Source organism: Herbaspirillum sp. NPDC087042, assembly GCF_044745245.1.
Classification (GTDB): Bacteria; Pseudomonadota; Gammaproteobacteria; order Burkholderiales; family Burkholderiaceae_D; genus Herbaspirillum.
Genome location: NZ_JBIUZW010000003.1, coordinates 160,969 through 181,047 on the forward strand (window position 1 = coordinate 160,969; position 20,079 = coordinate 181,047).

Here is a 20,079-nt window from a genome sequence, read left to right on the forward strand (position 1 = left end):
TTCCTGACAGGTTGGAGATCACGCTTACTTGGCGCCGGCCTGGAACCAGGCCGCCACTTCGGCGCGTTCCTCATCGGTCATCTGGGTCATGTTGGCCAGCGGCATGTCCTTGGTCTGGACCGCACGCTGGAACACCTTGGCCGCGTGCTGGTGGATCAGTTCCGGGGTCTGCAGCATCATGCCGGCCGGTGCGGTGGCGAAGCCGGCCTGGGTCGGCTTGTCCGAGTGGCAGGTGGCGCAGCGCTGGCTGATGATGGCCTGGATGCGGGTGAAGTCGGGCGCCGCCGCAGCCGGTGCACTGGCTTGCGCCGAAGCGCCCGCCGGGACAGCGGCAGCCGCTGCCGGCATCACCGGCGCCACCGGACGCGGTGCGATGGTGATGGCGACCACCAGCAACAGGATCACGCCGGCAATCGGATAGCCCACCGACACCTGGCCCTTGTGACGCAGGTTGAAGAAGTGGCGGATCAGCACGCCCGCGGCCATGATGGCCGCCAGCACCAGCCAGCTATACGCATGGGTATAGGTCATCGCATAGTGGTTGCTGATCATGATGAACAGGATGGGCAGCGTGAAATAGTTGTTGTGCACGCTGCGCTGCTTGCCGCGACGACCGTGGATGGGGTCCGGCGCGCGGCCGGCTTTCATCGCCTCCACCAGCTTGCGCTGGCCGGGGATGATCACCATCAGCACGTTGCCCACCATGATGGTGCCGATCATGGCGCCCACGTGGATGTAGGCGGCGCGGCCCGAGAGCAGGTGCGTGAGCATGAAGGCCACGGCCACGATGAAGACGAACATCACCAGGCCCAGCAAGCCCTCGCGCTTGCCCAGCGGCGAGCGGCACAGCAGGTCATAGACGATCCAGCCGGCCACCAGGGTGCCGATGCCCACGCCCACGGCTTCGAAGCCGCTGAGGTTGGCCACCGACTTGTCCACCATCATCGCCGAGGCATTGAAGTAATAGACGATGAACAGCATGGCGATACCGGTGATCCAGGTGGCATAGGCTTCCCACTTGAACCAGTGCAGTTCTTCCGGCAGCTCGGCCGGCGCCACCAGGTATTTCTGGGGATTGTAGAAACCGCCACCGTGTACCGCCCACAGCTCGCCGGACACGCCCTTCTTCGCCAGGTCGCCGCCCGGCTTGGGCGGACGGATGGAGTTGTCCAGCCAGACAAAGTAAAAGGATGCGCCGATCCAGGCGATACCGGTAATCAGGTGCAGCCAGCGAACCAACAGATTGGCCCATTCCAGGCCATACGAAACCAAGAGTGCTTCCATGTCTTCCCCACGCAGTATTGCTGTCCGCCACCGCGACTTACTCCGGACAGGCGAGGCATTGCCTCAGGAATGGGCCGCCATGAAAGTCTTCCCCCGCCATGCATGCCACATGGAAACTGCTGGATGAGTGGAGTGAAGGCTTCCCGCGCGCCAGGAAGCCGAGACGACGCGATACGCTGCGCATCGCCTCCTCTTGTCTCCTGGTCATCGCTGCCGCTACGACCCGATGGCTGCTGCCATCTGTTATCACCGGCCTCCCCTGCGGCGCTGCCCTCGTGAGGCTGGCAATGGCTGGCTAGTACCGGTTGCACGAACGATAAACGCCGGGGCCGTCCAAAACATGGCTATCAACGTATATTTGACATACGAATGTCCATATACAAAAATGCCCCCTGAATGTGGGACGCTTGCGCTCGCTTCATGCCAGACTGCGTCCACGCCCGGTCCCGGTTACCTAAAACGATAAAGTGCCTGCCCCGATGCAGGCACCCCAGAGTGAACGAAAAACCGTCACCTGCCCTGCTAGAACGAAGACCCCGGAGACATCCACATGTCCAGGCTGCCAGACCATCTCGATATCCACCTCATTCGTATCCTTTACCTGTTGCTGTGCGAAAAGAATGTCTCGCGCGTGGCCCTGAAGCTGAACCAGCCCCAGCCCTCGATCTCGGCCTCGCTGCGCAAGCTGCGCGAACTCACCGGCGACCCGCTGCTGGTGCGCGGTGCCCGCGGCATGGTGCCGACCCAGCACGGCGAGAGCCTGCTGAAACCGGCCAAGCGCATCCTCGACGAGACCGAGCGCCTGTTCGTGCCCAAGACCGCCTTCGTGCCGCAGGAGGAAGAGCGCACCTTCCACATCGCCGCGCCCGACTACATGAACACGCCCTTCTTCACCGAGGTGATCGCGCGGCTGCGCCGGGAGTCGCCCAGGAGCCGCATCGTCATCCACGCCCTGGGGCCGGATACCGACTACGTGCGCCTGCTCTCGGACGGTGAGCTGGACCTGGTGATTGCCAACTGGGACGAGCCGCCGGCGCACCTGCATCTCTCCAAGCTCTTCGACGATCCCATCGTCTGCCTCATGCGCGCCGACTGCGCCTATGCCAAGCGCACCGCGCGCGATGCCATGAGCATCGAGGATTACCTCTCGCTGCCGCATGCCGCACCCTCACAGATCCTCCCCGGCTACCATGGCACCATCGATACCTTCCTCGAAAAACAGAACCTGCATCGCAACGTGGTGGTGGAGTCGGCGCATTTCCGCATGCTGCCCTACATGGTCTCGCAGACCGACCTGGTGCTCACCGCCGGCCAGCAGTTCGCCAGCTTCTATGAAAAGCTGCTGGCCCTGAAAAGTTATACGGTGCCCATCAAGTTCCCGCCGCTGCGCTTCTACCAGCTCTGGCACGAGCGGGTGCACCAGGCCACCGAGCACAAGTGGCTGCGCGCCCAGGTCAGCGCGGCGGCCAAGCTGATCGCCCAGGTACGCAGCTAGGGCCGTGGGCGGGGTGCTTATATCAGGGACTCGCCAACCGGTATGCGGCCCCTTATATATCGCACCACCCGGATTGCATTAGTATCGCCAGCATCAGGCCGGTATCCGCCTCCAGAAGCGGAACACGGTGCTGAGCCGGAACCACCACTCAAGCGACAAGGCACGTCTGCCACCCTACGGGGCCAAGGGCGCGGTCACATGTCAGGTTCCTTCATAAAAAATACTAGGAGACAAGCCATGCAAACCCCAAGCCATCCGGTGGATGAACGCCTGCCCATATTCAAGTTGTTTGCCCTGGGCATGCAACACGTACTGGTGATGTACGCCGGCGCCATTGCCGTGCCCCTCATCATCGGCGGCGCCCTGAACCTGCCCAAGTCCGAGATTGCCTACCTGATCAGCGCCGACCTGTTCTGCTGCGGCCTGGTCACCATCATCCAGAGTGCCGGCATCTGGAAATTCGGCATCCGCATGCCCGTCATGATGGGCGTCACCTTCGCCGCCGTGGGACCGATGGTGGCCATGGCCAACAACCCCTCGCTGAGCATCCTGCACATCTATGGCGCCGTGATTGCATCCGGCGTTTTTTGTATCCTGGCCTCGCCCTACATGAGCAAGCTCATGCGCTACTTCCCGCCGGTGGTGACCGGCACCGTCATCACGGTGATCGGGGTCTCGCTCATGGGCGTGGGCATCAACTGGGCCGCCGGTGGCCAGCCGGTGATCGGCAAGCTGGTGGACGGCGCCTTCGTGAAGGTGCCCAATCCCGACTACGGCTCGCCGCTGTCGCTGTCCATTGCCGCCATCGTGCTGGTGTCCATCCTGCTGATCACCAAGTACACGCGTGGTTTCATCTCCAACATCTCGGTGCTGATGGGCATGGTGGTGGGCTTCGTGATCGCCTTCGCGCTGGGGAAGATCAGCTTTGACGGCCTCGATGCAGCGCAATGGTTCGCCTTCATCCAGCCCTTCCACTATGGCCTGCCGCAATTCGACCTGGCCTCCATCGTCAGCATGTGCCTGGTGATGATCGTGACCATGATCGAATCGACCGGCATGTTCATGGCCTTAGGCGACATCGTCGGCCGCAAGATCGATGACCGCACCCTGGCCAGCGGCCTGCGCGTGGATGGCCTGGGCACGGTGATCGGTGGTCTCTTCAACACCTTCCCCTACACCTCGTTCTCGCAGAACGTCGGCCTGGTCGGTGTGACGGGCATTCGCAGCCGCTTTGTCTGCGTGGCCGCCGGCGCGATCCTGATCGCCTTTGGCCTGTTCCCCAAGATGGCGCACGTGGCCGCCTCGATCCCGCAGTTCGTGCTGGGCGGCGCCGGCATCGTGATGTTCGGCATGGTGGCCGCCACCGGCATCAAGATCCTCTCCAAGGTGGATTTCCACGCCAACCGCAACAACCTCTTCATCGTGGCCATCAGCATCGGCGTGGGCATGATCCCCATCGTCGCCCCCACCTTCTTCGACAAGATGCCGCACCTGCTGGGCACCATCTTCCACAGCGGCATCCTGCTGGCCTCGGCCATGGCAGTCGGCCTGAACCTGTTCTTCAACGGCCGTGGCCGCGACGAAGACGTGGCCCGCTATGCCGTGGCCGCCGCGCAAAGCTCGGACCACTGAAGCTCTTGCCGGTGTGATACGCCAAATCACATACGGCCCAGATGAAACCATTGATGCCATCCGGGCCAAGATGTTTTAAAGTCTGGTATGCGCCGCCCGGCCCGCCTGGGGTGGGCGGCGCAACAGCAGAACGCAACCAGAGTACGCAACAATCGGCGCCGACAATCCTGATTTTCAGATCAGGCGCGCGCCGACCCACAGAATCATCGACGAACAACCGAGGACGCTGGCGGCCGCACCGCCCGGCAAGCACATGACGACGACACTGGAACAATTGAACGGAGCAGAAGCCTCCGCCTTCATCGCCGCGCTGCACGGCATCTACGAGCACTCGCCCTGGATCCCGGAACGAGCCGCGCTGCTGCGCCCCTTCCGCAATCTCACGGCCCTGAAGCTGGCCCTGCAGAAGGTCGTCACCGAGGCCAGCCGCGCCGAGCAGCTGGGCCTCATCCGTGCCCACCCGGAACTGGCCGGAAAAGCCGCCATCGCCGGCGAACTGACCATCGAATCCACCGGCGAGCAAGCCCGTGCCGGCCTGAACCTGTGCAGCCCGGAGGAATTCGCCCGCCTGCAACAGCTCAACGGCGACTACAACGCCAGGTTCGGCTTCCCCTTCATCCTGGCCGTGAAAGGCCCGACCGGCGCCGGCCTCACGCGCCAGCAGATCATCGCCACCTTCACCCGCCGCCTGCGCAACCAGGTCGAAGACGAACTGCGCGAAGCGCTGCGCCAGATCGGCCGCATTGCCGAGATGCGCCTGAACGACCTGGTCGGCCACCGCCCCGCGCTGGGCGCCACCGTCATGCAATGGGCCGAAGAGATCGGCGCCCTCTCCGAAGACGAAGGCGCTCTCACCTGCACCTACCTCACCGAGACCCACCGCCGCACCGCCGACCAGATCGCGCACTGGATGCGCGAAGCCGGCATGCACGTGCACATCGACGCGGTCGGCAACGTGGTCGGCCGCTACCTCTCCACCGACCCGCAAGCCAGGACGCTGTTGACCGGCTCGCACTACGACACGGTGCGCAACGGCGGCAAATATGACGGCCGCGAAGGCATCCTGCTGCCCATCGCCGTGGTGAAGCACCTCAACGAACGCGGCGAGACCCTGCCCTTCCACTTTGAAGTGATTGGTTTCTCGGAAGAAGAAGGCGTCCGATTCAAGAGCACCTTCCTGGGCAGCAACGCCGTCACCGGCCACTTCGACCCAAAGCTGCTGGACCTGCAAGACCGCGACGGCATCAGCATGCGCGATGTCATCACCCAAGCCGGTCACGATGTCGCCGCCATCCCGCAGATCGCCCGCGACCCGGCCGACATCCTGGGCTATGTGGAAGTCCACATCGAACAAGGCCCGGTCTTGCTCAACCGCGACCTGCCGGTAGGCATCGTCACCTCGATTGCCGGCAGCTCGCGCTACCTGGTCGAACTCAAGGGAGTCGCCAGCCACGCCGGCACCACACCCATGGACATGCGCCGAGACGCCGCCGCCGCCGCCGCCGAGATCATCCTCTACGTCGAACAGCGCTGCGCGCAAGACCAGCACGCCGCGCTGGTGGGCACGGTAGGCCAGCTGCAGGTACCGCGCGGCTCGACCAACGTCATCCCAGGCGCCTGCCAGCTCTCGCTGGACATCCGCGCCGCCCGCGACGACATCCGCGAAGCCGCGGTAAAGGACATCCTGGGCAAGATCGAAGAGATCTGCGCCAGGCGCAGCATTGACGCCAAGCTCGAAGAGACCCTCTCCGCCCCCGCCGCACCGTGCGCCCCCTGGCTGATGCAGCAGCTGAGCGCCGCCACCGAACGCGCCGGTGTGAAGCCCTTCGAACTGGCCTCGGGCGCAGGACATGACGCCATGGCGATCACCCGAATGACGGATGTGTGCATGTTGTTCACCCGCTGCGGCAATGGCGGCATCAGCCACAACCCACTGGAGACGATGACGGCCGATGATGCGGAGGTATCGGGACAGATCCTGCTGGACTTCCTGCGCAGCTTCAAGGCCAAGGACTAATTTTTTATATGATTTAGAGGCAGTCGCGCCTTCGATACGCGGCGCTGCCGCTACTCAGTCCGAACGGGAGTGAGAAAAGAAAAGGCAAAGGAAGGCCCAACAAAGCCGAAGGCGAGTTGGAGCCCACGCGAGGCCGAAGGCGAGCCGGACAGGCAGTCCGCTTCTGCCCCGCCGCGTTGGTGCTGCAAAAAATGGATCAGGAAAATAGTTTGAGCGAAGCGAATCTATTTTCCCCATTTTTTGCAGCATCAACGCGGGCACCCTCCGAAGGAGGGCGGAGGCAGCAGCGGTCGCCTTCTTTTGCTTACTTTTCTTGGCGAGACAAGAAAAGTGAGCGGCTGCCGGGCCGCCCCCGGCGCGTCCTCCCGACCGGAGAGAGATCAGCATTAAGCTAGAGCGCAGGATGACATTCCGTGCAAATAGCCCAAGAAGCCTCAACCAATCGAGAAACAAAAAACCGCCGAGCAACAACACCCGCCGCAGCGTTAATAGGGCAAGAAAGGGACTCCCCCCTGTCACCTGCGTCGACCCGCAAGCCAACCCACCCGAAACAAGGAAGCCAAGAAGGAGTCCCACCCATGCAAGCCAGCAAAGCCGCAAGCAGCAAGACCCTGCTGATCAGGAACGCCCGCGTCCTGGTCACGATGAACGAAGCAAGAGAAGAGATTACCGAAGGCGCGATCTACATCCGAGACAACGTCATCGAACAGGTAGGCAAGAGCACCGACCTCCCGCAAGAAGCCGACGAGATCATCGACGCCCGCCACCACATCGTCATCCCCGGCCTGGTCAACACACACCACCACATGTACCAGAGCCTGACCCGCGTCATCCCCGCCGCGCAGGATGGCGAACTATTCAACTGGCTCACCAACCTGTACCCGATCTGGGCCGGCCTGACCCCGGAGATGATCCAGGTCTCCACGCTCACCGCGATGGCCGAGCTGATCCTCTCCGGCTGCACCACCAGCAGCGACCACCTCTACATCTACCCCAACCAGACCCGCCTGGACGACAGCCTGGAAGCCGCCGCCACGATAGGCATGCGCTTCCACGGCGCACGCGGCGCCATGAGCGTAGGCCAGTCCAAAGGCGGCCTGCCCCCAGACCGCGTGGTCGAAGAAGAAGACGCCATCCTCAAGGACAGCCAGCGCCTCATCGAGACCTACCACGACCCCGAGCGCCACGCCATGCAACGCATCGTGGTCGCGCCCTGCTCGCCCTTCTCGGTCTCACGCGACCTGATGCGCGAAGCCGCCGGCCTGGCGCGACACTACGGCGTCTCGCTGCACACCCACCTGGCCGAGAACGTCAACGACATCGCCTACAGCCGCGAGAAGTTCAACATGACCCCGGCCCAGTACGCCGAGGACTGCGGCTGGGTCGGCCACGACGTCTGGCACGCCCACTGCGTGCAGCTGGACGAGCACGGCATCGACCTCTTCGCCCGCACCGGCACCGGCGTGGCGCACTGCCCCTGCTCCAACATGCGACTGGCCTCCGGCATCGCCCCCATCCGCAAGATGATCGATGCCGGCGTGCCGGTCGGGCTGGGCGTGGATGGCAGCGCCTCCAACGACAGCGCCCACATGCTGGGCGAAGTCAGGCAAGCCATGCTGCTGCAGCGGGTCGGATTCGGCCCGGACGCCATGACCGCGCGCCAGGCCCTGGAAATCGCCACCCTGGGCGGCGCCAAGGTCTTGAACCGTGACGACATCGGCGCGCTCAAACCCGGCATGTCGGCCGACCTGGTGATGTTCGACACGCGCCAGATCGCCTTCGCCGGCGCCCTGCACGATCCGGTGGCCGCACTGGTGTTCTGTACCCCGGCCAACGTCGACTACAGCATCATCAATGGCCGCGTCATCGTGCGCGAAGGCCAGTTCGCCACCATCGACCTGGGGGTGGTGCTGGAGCGTCACAACACCTTGTCGCTGCAACTGGCCGAAGCCGCCCGCTCATCGGCCCACTCATCCGCCCACTAAGCCGCCCTCACCCCGGAGTCGAACATGCGTATCTCGGACATGAAGATCGGCGCCCGCCTGGCGCTGGGTTTCGGCGCGGTCATGGTGCTGCTGCTGGCCATCGCCGTACTGGGCAACCTGCAACTGGGACGGCTGGCCGATGGCATCGGTCTCATCGTCAAGGACCGCTATCCCAAGACGGTGATGGCCAACACGGTCCAGATCCAGGTCAACAAGATCGCCCTGGATATCCGCGACATCCTGCTCACCAGCGACCCCGAGCGCATCAAGGCCCTGGCCGCCGATGCCACGGCGGCCGACCGCAAGATGAACGAGTACCTGAGCAAACTGCAACAGGTGGCGCGCACCGAAGAAGACCGGCGCTATGTCGACGCCACCATCGCGGCGCGCCAGGCCTACGTCCCCGCGCGCGACCAGCTCATGGCCCTGGCCATGGCGGGTCGCATCGATGAAGCCCGGGCCTACCTGCCGCAGCAATTCATGCCGGTGCAGATCAAGTACTTCATTGCGCTCGATGCCATGTTCGACTATCAGGGTGGCCTGATGGATGCGGCCGGCGAGGCCGCCACCCGGGATTCGGCCAGTGCCCGCATCCTCATCAACGGCCTGGCCGTGGTCGCCCTGCTGCTGGCGGCAGCAGTCGCCTGGCTGGTCTCACACAGCATCTCGCGCCCGCTCGGCCATGCCGTGGGTGTGGCGCGGCGGGTGGCCGAAGGTGACCTCACCACGCAGGTGGAAGTCAGCTCGCGCGACGAAACCGGCGAGCTGATGGCGGCCCTGAAGCTGATGAACGACAACCTGCGCAACATCGTCGGTCGCGTGCGCCAGGGCACCGATACCATCCACCACGCCGCCGGTGAAATCGCCAGCGGCAACCTGGACCTCTCGGCCCGCACCGAGCAGCAGGCCGGCTCCCTGGAAGAAACCGCCTCGGCCATGGAAGAGCTGACCTCCACCGTCAGGCAGAACGCCGACAACGCCCGCCAGGCCACGCACCTGGCCAGCACCGCCTCGGGCATTGCGGTACAGGGCGGGAGTGTGGTGCATCAGGTGGTCGATACGATGGCCGACATCAATGCCTCCTCACGGCAGATCGTCGATATCATCGCGGTCATCGACGGCATCGCCTTCCAGACCAACATCCTGGCGCTCAATGCCGCCGTGGAAGCAGCCCGTGCGGGCGAACAGGGACGCGGCTTTGCAGTGGTGGCCTCCGAGGTACGCTCGCTGGCCCAGCGCAGCGCCAGCGCCGCCCGCGAGATCAAGACCCTGATCCATGACTCGGTGGGAAAGATCGAAAACGGCAGTACCCTGGTACAGCAGGCCGGCAGCACCATGGAAGACGTGGTGGCCAGCGTACAGCGGGTCAATACCATCATCGCCGAGATCAGCCGGGCCAGCCAGGAGCAGAGCACGGGCCTGGAAGAAATCAACCGCGCCATCACCCAGATGGATGAATCGACCCAGCAGAATGCCGCCCTGGTGGAACAGGCCGCTGCAGCAGCGCAGGCCATGCGGGATCAGGCGGTGCAGTTGCAGGAGGCGGTGGGCGTGTTCAAGCTGGCCTCCGCGCATCCATGAAAAAAAGCCGTTCAGCATGATGCTGAACGGCTTTCTCCGGCCGACATGATGGTTATCCGGCCTATCCCCACACCTCCGCCACCCGCAACAGATTGGTACTGCCCGGCTGCCCGAAGGGCATGCCGGCGGTGATGGCGATCTGGTCCCCCTTGCGCGCAAAGCCTTCCCGCAAGGCGGTCTGGCAGGCGGCACTGACCATCTGGCTTTCATCATGCACCTGCTCGCTGATGGTGGAATGCACGCCCCACACCAGCGCCAGCCGGCGGGCCGTCCCCAGTTGCGGCGTGATGCTCAGAATGGGCGCAGCCGGCCGCTCGCGGGCTGCGCGCAGGCTGGTATGGCCCGAACTGGTATAGGTCACCGTGGCACTGGCGCCGAGGATGCCGGTGACATCGCGCAGGGCCGAACAGATGGCGTCGGGGCGATTGCGCTGCGGCGCCGGATGCTGGGCTTCCATCAGATTGCGGTACAGCGGGTCGCGCTCCACCTCGGCAATCACCCGGTCCATCATCTCGACTGCCTGCAGCGGATAGGCGCCGTTGGCTGACTCGGCCGAGAGCATCACCGCATCCGAACCGTCATAGATGGCGCTGGCCACGTCCGAGACTTCGGCACGCGTGGGGACCGGTGCGGTGATCATCGATTCCAGCATCTGGGTAGCGATCACGATGGGCTTGCCCTGCTGGCGGCAGGTGCGCAGGATGCGCTTTTGCGTGCCTGGCACGCGCTCCGGCGGCAGTTCCACACCGAGGTCTCCGCGCGCCACCATGATGGCGTCGGACACCTCGACGATCTCTTCCAGGCGATCCAGCGCCGCCGGCTTTTCCAGCTTGGAGAGGATGGCCGCACGCCCGGCCACCAGCGCGCGCGCCTCCAGGACATCCTCGGGACGCTGCACGAAGGACAGGGCGATCCAGTCCGCGCCCATGTCCAGGGCGAAGTCTAGATCACGCCGGTCCTTGGCGGTGAGCGCCGGGATCGGCAGCACGGCATCAGGCACATTGACACCCTTGCGGTCGGACAGCACGCCGCTGTTGACCACGCGGGTGCGGATGCTGGCGCCATCGCTGGCGTCCACCTGCAGCCGCACCTTGCCATCATCGATCAACAGGCTTTGGCCGGCGCCGATGACCTCGAACAGTTCCGGATGCGGCAGGCAGACCCGGTGGGCGTCACCGGGTGTGGGATCGCGATCCAGCACGAAGACCTGTCCGGCCTCGACACTCACGCGACCTTGCGCGAACTGGCCGATGCGCAGCTTGGGGCCCTGCAGGTCGGCCAGCACGGCGATGGGACGGCCCACTTCCTGCTCCACCTGGCGCACGATCTGGTAACGGGCGTGATGGTCGGCGTGGCTGCCGTGACTGAAATTGAAGCGGAATACGTCGGCCCCTGCCTCGAAGAGGGCGCGGATCATCTCCGGCGTGGCACTGGCGGGGCCGAGGGTGGCGACGATTTTGGCCTGGCGTTGGCGGCGCATAAACATCCTCTTTCAATTATTTGGATCATTAAAAAGCCGTTCGGACTGAGTCGATCCGAAGGATCGTATCGAAGGCGCTCAGAGGTCTGCGCGTCTTCGATACGCCGCATGCGCGGCTACTCAGTCCGAACGGGATGAGGTGCGCCATGGCCATGATCATCCCTGGCCGCACCTCATGCCGGTAGCATCAACGGCTCACGCCTTGGCGATCTCGTGGTTGGACATGATCTCCACGGCACGGCACAGCGCCGAGTGATCCAGGCCGCTCATGCCGTGGGCGGCGCAGGCATTCATCAGTTCCTGCGCGGCGGCGGTATTGGGCAGGCTGATGCCCAGTGCCTTGGCGCCCTGCAGGGCCAGGTTCAGATCCTTCTGGTGCAGCTCGATGCGGAAGCCCGGATTGAAGGTGCGCTTGACCATGCGCTCACCATGCACCTCCAGGATGCGCGAGGCGGCAAAGCCGCCCATCAGTGCCTGACGCACCCGCGCCGGATCGGCACCGGCCTTGGAGGCAAACAGCAGCGCCTCGGCCACAGCCTGGATGTTCAGGGCCACGATGATCTGGTTGGCGACCTTGGTGGTCTGGCCATCGCCGTTGCCACCGACCAGGGTGATGTTCTTGCCCATCAACTCGAACAGCGGCTTGACGTCATTGAAGGCCGATTCCGAACCGCCCACCATGATGGTCAGCGAGGCCGCCTTGGCGCCCACTTCGCCGCCCGAGACCGGGGCATCCAGGTACTGGCAGCCCAGGGCATTGATCTTCTGCGCGAACTCCTTGGTGGCGATGGGCGAGATCGAGCTCATGTCCACCACGATCTTGCCGGCCGACAGGCCCTCGGCCACGCCCTTCTCGCCGAACAGCACCGCCTGCACGTGCGGCGTATCGGGCACCATCACGATGATGATGTCGGCGCGCTTGGCCACCTCGGTGCCGGAGGTGCACACCGTCGCGCCCCCTTCCAGCAGTGCCGCCGGCGGGTTCTTCTGGTCGTGCAGGTAGAGCTTGTGACCACCCTTTTGCAGGTTTTCCGCCATGGGCGCACCCATGATGCCCAGGCCGATGAATCCAACTTTTGCCATGCTGTGTCTCCTCAAGAAAATGAAAAATCCGTTGTCCGTCCAGGCTCAGGCCCGCAGGCCGTGCTGTTCGATCCAGCCCAGGCCGGCACTGGTGCCGGCCCGGGGCTTGTATTCGCAACCGATCCAGCCGGCGTAGCCAATGTCATCCAGGCAGCCGAACAGGTAGCGGTAGTTGATCTCGCCGGTACCGGGTTCACCCCGTCCCGGGTTGTCGGCCAGTTGCACGTGACCGATCAGCGAGAAGTTGGCCTTGACCGTATTGGCCAGCTCGCCCTCCATGCGCTGCATGTGATAGATGTCGTACTGGATGAAGAGATTGTCCGAGCCCGTGGCCAGGATCAGCTCCACCGCCTGGCGTGTGGTGTTGAGGAAGAAGCCCGGGATATCGAAGCTGTTGATCGGCTCGATCAACAGGCGGATGCCCTGCTCCTTGAGCTTGCCGGCGGCATACTTGAGATTGCCCACCAGTACCTCGCGGGCGGCTTCGCGCGAGACACCCGGCGGCAGGATGCCGACCAGGCAGTTCAGTTGCGGCACTTCCAGTGCCCTGGCATAGCGAATCGCCTCATCGACACCGGCGCGGAACTCGGCCACCCGGTCCGGATGGCAGGCAATGCCCCGCTCACCCGCCTCCCAGTTGCCAGCCGGCAGGTTGTGCAACACCAGTTGCAGGCGATGGGTGCGTAGCTGGTCGGCGATCTGCTCCGGCGTGAAGGCATACGGGAACAGGAATTCCACGCCCTTGAAACCGGCATCGGCCGCAGCCTTGAAGCGATCCAGGAAAGGCTGTTCGGTGAATAGCATGGTGAGATTGGCGGCAAGTTTGGTCATGGTGTCTCCTCTTAGTCCAGCAGGCTGATGGCGGTCGGCGCGTCGGCGGCGCTCTTGGCCAGTTCCTCGAATTCATTGATGGCATCGATCTCGGTGCCCATGGCGATGTTGGTAACGCGCTCCAGGATGATCTCCACCACCACCGGCACGCGGTACTCGGCCATCCAGCGCTGCGCCTGGGCCAGTGCATCCTGGATACCGTTGGGGTCGGTCACGCGGATGGCCTTGCAACCCAGCCCCTCGATGACGGCCACGTGGTCCACGCCATAGCCCTTGAGCTCGGGGGCATTGATGTTCTCGAAGGCCAGCTGCACGCAGTAATCCATCTCGAAGCCGCGCTGCGCCTGGCGGATCAGGCCCAGGTAGGAGTTGTTGACCAGCACATGCAGGTAAGGCAGGTTGAACTGCGCCCCCACGGCCAGCTCCTCGATCATGAACTGGAAGTCGTAGTCGCCCGAGATGGCCACCACCTTCTTATTCGGATCGGCCGCCACCACGCCCAGCGCGGCGGGGATGGTCCAGCCCAGCGGACCGGCCTGGCCGCAATTGATCCAGTGGCGGTCCTTGTAGACATGCAGGAATTGCGCGGCGGCGATCTGCGACAGGCCGATGGTGGCGACGTAGCAGGTATCGCGACCGAAGGCGCGGTTCATCTCCTCGTAGACACGCTGCGGCTTGACCGGCGTCTCATCGAAATGGGTACGGCGCTGCAGGGTCTTCTTGCGCTGCTGGCACTCGGCCAGCCAGGCCGAACGGTCCGGTAGGCGGCCCGCCGCCTTGAGCTCGCGCGCCACCTCGACGAACAGCTTCAGCGCCGCGCCGGCATCGCTGACGATGCCATAGTCGGGGCCGAAGACGCGGCCGATCTGGGTCGGCTCGATATCGACGTGGACGAACTTGCGGCCCTTGGTAAAGACATCGATGGAACCGGTATGGCGATTGGCCCAGCGGTTGCCCACACCGAGCACGAAGTCCGAGGCCAGCATCGTGGCATTGCCATAGCGATGGCTGGTCTGCAGGCCGACCATGCCGGCCATCTGCGGATGGTCATCGGGAATGGCACCCCAGGCCATGAGGGTGGGGATCACCGGCACCCCGGTCAGCTCGGCGAACTCCACCGCCAGCGCCGCCGCATCGGCATTGACCACGCCCCCGCCGATGGTCAGCAGCGGACGTTCGGAGGCGTTGAGCATCTCCATGGCCTTCTCGATCTGGGCGCGGGTCGCGGAGGGCCGATAGACCGGCAGCGGCGAGTAGGTATCGGGATCGAAATCGATCTCGGCCATCTGCACATCGAAAGGCAGGTCGATCAGCACCGGCCCCGGACGACCCGAGCGCATCAGGTGGAAAGCCTGCTGGAACACGCGCGGCACCAGCGCCGGCTCACGCACGGTGACGGCCCACTTGGTGACCGGCTTGGCGATGGACTCGATATCGACGGCCTGGAAATCCTCCTTGTAGAGGCGGGCACGCGGCGCCTGGCCGGTGATGCACAGGATAGGGATGGAATCGGCCTGGGCCGAATAGAGGCCGGTGATCATATCGGTCCCCGCCGGACCGGACGTGCCGATGCACACCCCGATATTGCCGGCCTTGGCGCGGGTATACCCCTCCGCCATGTGGGAAGCGCCCTCGACGTGACGCGCCAGGATATGCTGGATGCCGCCATGGCGCTTCATGGCCGAATAGAAGGGATTGATCGCCGCGCCCGGCACACCGAAGGCCTGCAGGCAGCCCTCCTTCTCCAATACCAGCACTGCCGCGTCGACTGCTCTCATCTTTGCCATGTTCGTTCTCCAGGATGTCCGTTGTGGTGGATGTTGATCTCTGATCTCTGGAGGCCATCCTAGTCATTACAAATCAGAATGATAAGTAGCAATAAAATCTGTTTATTACTTATCCAAAGTATGGAAATATAGAAAAAGTACTGAATTGGGGAGATTGATGGACAAACTCAAACAAATTGAAGCCTTTGTGACGGTCGTCGACAAAGGCAGCCTGGCCGCCGCCGCCCTGGAAGAGAACGTGACCCCGGTGATGATGGGACGCCGCATTGACGCGCTGGAAAAGCGGCTAGGCACCAAGCTGATGCACCGGACCACCCGGCACCTGACGCTGACCGAGCAAGGCAGCGTATTCCTGGACCACTGCCGCAAGTTGCTGGAGCAGATGGACGTGGCCGAGAAGAGCATTGCCGAAGGTCGCCACAAGGCCACCGGCCACCTGGTCGTCTCGACCCCGGCCGCGTACGGACGGCTGCATGTCGCCCCGCACGCCCCGGCCTTCCTGGCCGCGCATCCCGAGGTACAGATCTCCTTCAACCTGACCGACCGCGTGGTAGACCTGGTCCGGGAAGGCTACGACCTGGGCATCCGCATCGGCGGCGCCATCGAACCCAGCTTCGTCGCCGTACGCCTGGCCAGCAACCGCCGCGTGGTCTGCGCCGCCCCCGAATACCTGCACCGGCACGGCCTGCCCCGCACACTGGACGACCTGTCGCAGCACAACTGCCTGGCCTTCAACCTGCAGGGAGGCCAACAGCGCGGCTGGTACTTCCAGCAGAATGGCAAGCCGGTGATCGTCAAGGTACAAGGCAACCTGGACTGCAACGATGGTGAGTTGCTGCATCGCTGGGCCAGTGAAGGGCTGGGACTGGCCTGGCGCTCGACCTGGGAGATCCAGGCCCAGCTGGCCTCGGGAGAGCTGGTGACGGTACTGGACGACTACGCGCTACCGCACTACGACATCATGGCGGTGTACCCACAGCAGCGGCATTTGCCGGCAAAGACAAGGTTCTTCATCGACTACCTGAAGGAAGTCTATGCACAAGCCGACTACTGGAACCGCGAAAGAAAGCTGTAAAGAAAAAGAAAGACCCAAAGCCGAAGGCGAGTAAGAGACCCGGCAAAGCCGAAGGCGAGTAAGAGGAAGCGCGAGGCCGAAGGCGAGCCGGCCGCCTGTCCGCTTCTGCCCCGCCGCGTCGGTGCGTACCAAGACGGATCAGGAAAATAGTTTGAGCGAAGCGAATCTATTTTCCCCGTCTTGGTAGGCACCGACGCGGGGACCCTCCGAAGGAGGGCGGAGGCAGCAGCGGTCGCCTTCTTTTGCTTACTTTTCTTGGCGAGACAAGAAAAGTGAGCGGCTGCCGGGCCGCCCCCGGCGCTCCGCTGTGACCGGAGAGAGATCAGCATTAAGCCAGAGCGCACACAAGCACTCCGTGCAGACTCCCCGATCTCCCAAAAAACGCCTCAGAAAAGAAACGTTCCAGCAAAAGTGGCAAAATCTCGCACCTGAAAGAGATTCCATACAATCCCGCCAACAATGCACCGCAACAAAGCACCGATCCAATACTGAAACAACAGCAAAACCACCCGATATACCGCCTGGTTAATAATGGCTATGCCAACACCCATACATCCCCACCATGAAATTGAACGACATTACGAACGCTGCCAAAACAACGCCACCAGCAACGCCCATTTTTTGTCTGACCCAGCCCCAGGCTTGGTCGCAGGCAAGTTTTCCGGCGTATAAAAACGGACCAAACGGAGACAACCCACAATGAACGCCCTGAACCAATTCTTCCGACTGGAAGAGAACGGCACGACCGTCCGCACGGAACTGCTAGCCGGCCTGACCACCTTCCTGACGATGGCCTACATCATCTTCGTCAACCCCAGCATCCTGGGCGACGCCGGCATGCCCAAGGACTCGGTCTTCGTCGCCACCTGCGTCGCCGCCGCGGTCGGCACCCTGATCATGGGCCTGTACGCCAACTACCCGATTGGCCTGGCCCCCGGCATGGGCCTGAACGCCTACTTCGCCTACGCCGTCGTCAAGGGCATGGGCTTCCCCTGGCAGGCTGCGCTGGGCGCGGTGCTGATCTCGGGCTGCCTGTTCCTGGTGGTGAGCGTGCTGCGCATCCGCGAAGTGATCATCAAGAGCATCCCATCCTCGCTGCGCACGGCCATCCCGGCCGGCATCGGCCTGTTCCTGGCGATCATTTCCTTGAAGAGCGCCGGCATCGTCGCCGCCAACCCCGCCACCTTCGTGACCCTGGGTGACCTGCACCAGCCGGCCCCGGTGATGGCCATCATCGGCTTCCTGGTCATCGTCGCCCTGGACCGCCTGAAGGTACGCGGCGCCCTGCTGATCGGCATCCTGCTGGTCACGGTGCTGTCCTTCATCTTCGGCGGCAACCACTTCTCCGGCATCTTCGCCGCCCCGCCCTCGATTGCACCGACCTTCCTGCAACTGGACATCAAGGGCGCTATCTCCATGGGCCTGCTCAACGTGGTGCTGGTGTTCTTCCTGGTGGAACTGTTCGACGCCACCGGCACCCTGATGGGTGTGGCCACCCGCGCCGGCCTGATGAAGGAAGGCAAGATGGCACGCCTGAACAAGGCCCTGATGGCCGACAGCACCGCCATCGTCGCCGGCTCCCTGCTGGGCACCTCCTCCACCACGGCCTATATTGAAAGTGCCGCCGGCGTGCAGGCAGGCGGCCGCACTGGCCTCACCGCCGTGGCCATTGCCGTGCTGTTCCTGCTGTGCCTGTTCATCGCCCCGCTGGCCGGCGTGGTACCGGCCTACGCCACCGCCCCGGCGCTGTTCTTCGTGGCCTGCCTGATGCTGCGCGAACTGGTGCACATCAACTGGGACGACACCACCGAGTGCGTGCCGGCCGTGATCACCGCCCTGGTCATGCCCTTCACCTACTCGATCGCCAACGGTCTGGCGCTGGGCTTCATCAGCTATGCGGGCCTGAAGCTGCTGACCGGTCGCGTCAAGGACGTGTCGGTGGTAATCTGGATCATCGCCGCCATCTTCCTGTTCAAGCTGATGTACCTGGGCGGTGAATAAGCCGGCAAGGCAACAGCAGCAGTAGAAGTCACCGACCAGGCGGCCTGTCCACGAGGCCGCCTCGTCGGGATTGTGAAAAGAGGGAACCCGACAATCGTCTGCGACAATCATTTGCGGACAATCCGTTTCCTCTTTTGACAACCCCGGCACGTTTCTTGAATGCCTTTCTGGCCAAGGGAGACACCACAGGCGACCCGGCGCACCACGCGTGCGGCCCGCCTGAAAGCAGATCCAATAATAAGAAGCACGCCCCACGATACGCCCTGGAGCGCGCCATAAAGCAGACTGTTTTGTAGACAATCACCAGAGTAAAGCTATGTCAGAGACCAATCGCCCCATCCAGTTCTACTATCGCGGCCAGACCCACGAAGTAGCAGGCCAATCGAACACCCGCACCGTCTTGCAGCACCTGCGCGAAGACCTGCATTGCACCGGCACCAAGGAAGGCTGTGCCGAGGGCGATTGTGGTGCCTGCACCGTGGTCGTCGGCGAATTGCGCGGCGACCAGCTGGAATTGAAAACGGTCAATTCCTGCATCCAGTTCCTACCCACCCTGGACGGCCGGGCGCTGTTCACCGTGGAAGACCTGAAACAATCCGATGGCTGCCTGCATCCGGTGCAGCAGGCCATGGTCGAATGCCATGGCTCGCAGTGCGGCTTCTGCACGCCGGGCTTCGTGATGTCGCTGTGGGGTCTGTACCTCAAGCATGAGCGTGATGGCATCACGCCCAGCCAGCGCGAGATCGACGACACCCTCTCCGGCAACCTGTGCCGCTGCACCGGCTATCGTCCCATCGTGGAGGCGGCGCGCCGCATGGGTGAGCTGCCGGCCGTGGAGTTCGACCGCGAGCAGGTCAAGGCCGCCTTGCGCGCCATCGACCGCGACACCCCGCTGTCAGTCACGCATGCCGGCCAGACCTTCCACGCCCCGCGCACGCTGGCGCAACTGGCGCAGTTGCGCAATGACCTGCCCAAGGCACGCATCCTGGCTGGCTCCACCGATGTGGGCCTGTGGGTGACCAAGCAGATGCGCGAGCTGGGCGACATCATCTACCTCGGCCGCGTCGAGGAACTGCGCACGATGACGGTGCAGGACGGCAGCCTGGAAATCGGTGCCGGCGTCACGCTGGAACAGGCCTATGGCGAAGCCGCCCGTCACTATCCCGAAGAACTGTCGGAGCTGTGGCAGCGCTTCGCCTCCATGCCGGTGCGCAATGCCGGCACCCTGGGTGGCAATGTGGCCAATGGCTCGCCCATCGGCGACTCCATGCCCTGGCTGATCGCGCTGGGCACGCAGATCGTGCTGTACGGTGTCGATGGCCAGCGCGTCATGCCGCTGGAGGATTTCTACCTGGCCTACCAGAAGTCGGCGCTGCTGCCCAATGAAGTGGTGCAGGCGGTGCGCATCCCGCTGCCGCGCGCCGATGTGCGTTTCCGGGTCTACAAGCTCTCCAAGCGCTTCGACCAGGATATCTCGGCGGTGTGTGCCGCCTTCGCCCTGCGCATGGAGGGCGACACCATCGCCGAGGCCCGCATCGCCTTCGGTGGCATGGCGGCCACGCCCAAGCGCGCTGCCCAGGCCGAGGCCCTGCTGCAGGGTGGTGACTGGAGCGAGGCGCAGGTGCGTGTGGCCATGGCCGCGCTGGCGCAGGATTACGCGCCGCTGTCGGACATGCGCGCCAGCGCCGCCTATCGCCTGCGCACCGCGCAGAACCTGCTCTATCGCTACTGGCTGGAAACCCGCAGCGACGCCCCGCTGGCGCGCCAGGATGTGCGCGCCTTCGCGGTCAGCGCAGCCTGACAGCCCATCGACAGAATCCGCAGGAGA

The 20,079-nt window shown here is 63.9% G+C and carries 13 protein-coding genes; 8 read left to right on the plus strand and 5 right to left on the minus strand.

Features of this window, described 5'->3' with window-relative positions; genetic code table 11:
- Positions 1 to 24 precede the first annotated feature (24 nt).
- Positions 25 to 1,284, minus strand: coding sequence for a urate hydroxylase PuuD (locus ACIPHN_RS06460; protein WP_400434382.1), 1,260 nt, complete (start codon positions 1,282 to 1,284; stop codon positions 25 to 27).
- Positions 1,285 to 1,834: 550 nt separating this feature from the next.
- Between ACIPHN_RS06460 and ACIPHN_RS06465 the strand changes: the two genes are divergently transcribed.
- The 5 genes from ACIPHN_RS06465 to ACIPHN_RS06485 all read left to right on the plus strand — a co-directional run bounded on the left by ACIPHN_RS06465 (position 1,835) and on the right by ACIPHN_RS06485 (position 9,994).
- On the plus strand, positions 1,835 to 2,779 hold the full coding sequence (locus tag ACIPHN_RS06465; RefSeq protein WP_400434385.1) for a LysR substrate-binding domain-containing protein: 945 nt from the start codon (positions 1,835 to 1,837) through the stop codon (positions 2,777 to 2,779).
- Positions 2,780 to 3,016: 237 nt separating this feature from the next.
- Entirely contained in the window at positions 3,017 to 4,411 is a 1,395-nt protein-coding gene (locus tag ACIPHN_RS06470; protein ID WP_400434388.1) for a nucleobase:cation symporter-2 family protein, read from the plus strand.
- 253 nt (positions 4,412 to 4,664) lie between these two features.
- Positions 4,665 to 6,428, plus strand: a complete 1,764-nt coding sequence (locus ACIPHN_RS06475; RefSeq protein WP_400434391.1) for an allantoate amidohydrolase — start codon at positions 4,665 to 4,667, stop codon at positions 6,426 to 6,428.
- Positions 6,429 to 7,006: 578 nt separating this feature from the next.
- Positions 7,007 to 8,413 carry an 8-oxoguanine deaminase gene (locus ACIPHN_RS06480; protein WP_400434393.1) on the plus strand — a complete coding sequence of 469 codons (1,407 nt, stop codon included), beginning with the start codon at positions 7,007 to 7,009 and terminating at the stop codon, positions 8,411 to 8,413.
- Positions 8,414 to 8,437: 24 nt separating this feature from the next.
- Positions 8,438 to 9,994, plus strand: a complete 1,557-nt coding sequence (locus ACIPHN_RS06485; protein ID WP_400434396.1) for a methyl-accepting chemotaxis protein — start codon at positions 8,438 to 8,440, stop codon at positions 9,992 to 9,994.
- Between the two features lie 61 nt (positions 9,995 to 10,055).
- Here the strand turns inward: ACIPHN_RS06485 and pyk are convergent, their stop codons facing one another.
- The 4 genes from pyk to gcl all read right to left on the minus strand — a co-directional run bounded on the left by pyk (position 10,056) and on the right by gcl (position 15,175).
- On the minus strand, positions 10,056 to 11,474 hold the full coding sequence (gene pyk, locus ACIPHN_RS06490) for a pyruvate kinase (protein WP_400434399.1): 1,419 nt from the start codon (positions 11,472 to 11,474) through the stop codon (positions 10,056 to 10,058).
- Between the two features lie 195 nt (positions 11,475 to 11,669).
- On the minus strand, positions 11,670 to 12,557 hold the full coding sequence (gene glxR, locus ACIPHN_RS06495) for a 2-hydroxy-3-oxopropionate reductase (RefSeq protein ID WP_400434402.1): 888 nt from the start codon (positions 12,555 to 12,557) through the stop codon (positions 11,670 to 11,672).
- Between the two features lie 45 nt (positions 12,558 to 12,602).
- A complete protein-coding gene (gene hyi, locus ACIPHN_RS06500) occupies positions 12,603 to 13,388 on the minus strand; it encodes a hydroxypyruvate isomerase (protein ID WP_400434405.1) in 786 nt (261 codons plus the stop codon).
- Between the two features lie 11 nt (positions 13,389 to 13,399).
- Positions 13,400 to 15,175: a glyoxylate carboligase gene (gene gcl / locus ACIPHN_RS06505; RefSeq protein ID WP_400434408.1), complete on the minus strand. Its 1,776-nt coding sequence runs from the start codon at positions 15,173 to 15,175 to the stop codon at positions 13,400 to 13,402.
- Between the two features lie 157 nt (positions 15,176 to 15,332).
- Between gcl and ACIPHN_RS06510 the strand changes: the two genes are divergently transcribed.
- The 3 genes from ACIPHN_RS06510 (at position 15,333) to xdhA (ending at position 20,052) form a co-directional block, all read left to right on the plus strand.
- Positions 15,333 to 16,250 (plus strand): LysR substrate-binding domain-containing protein, encoded by a 918-nt coding sequence (locus tag ACIPHN_RS06510; protein WP_400434411.1) that lies wholly within the window; start codon positions 15,333 to 15,335, stop codon positions 16,248 to 16,250.
- Positions 16,251 to 16,949: 699 nt separating this feature from the next.
- Positions 16,950 to 18,251, plus strand: coding sequence for an NCS2 family permease (locus ACIPHN_RS06515; protein WP_400434414.1), 1,302 nt, complete (start codon positions 16,950 to 16,952; stop codon positions 18,249 to 18,251).
- Between the two features lie 316 nt (positions 18,252 to 18,567).
- Positions 18,568 to 20,052, plus strand: coding sequence for a xanthine dehydrogenase small subunit (xdhA, locus tag ACIPHN_RS06520; RefSeq protein ID WP_400434417.1), 1,485 nt, complete (start codon positions 18,568 to 18,570; stop codon positions 20,050 to 20,052).
- The last annotated feature ends 27 nt before the right edge of the window (positions 20,053 to 20,079 follow it).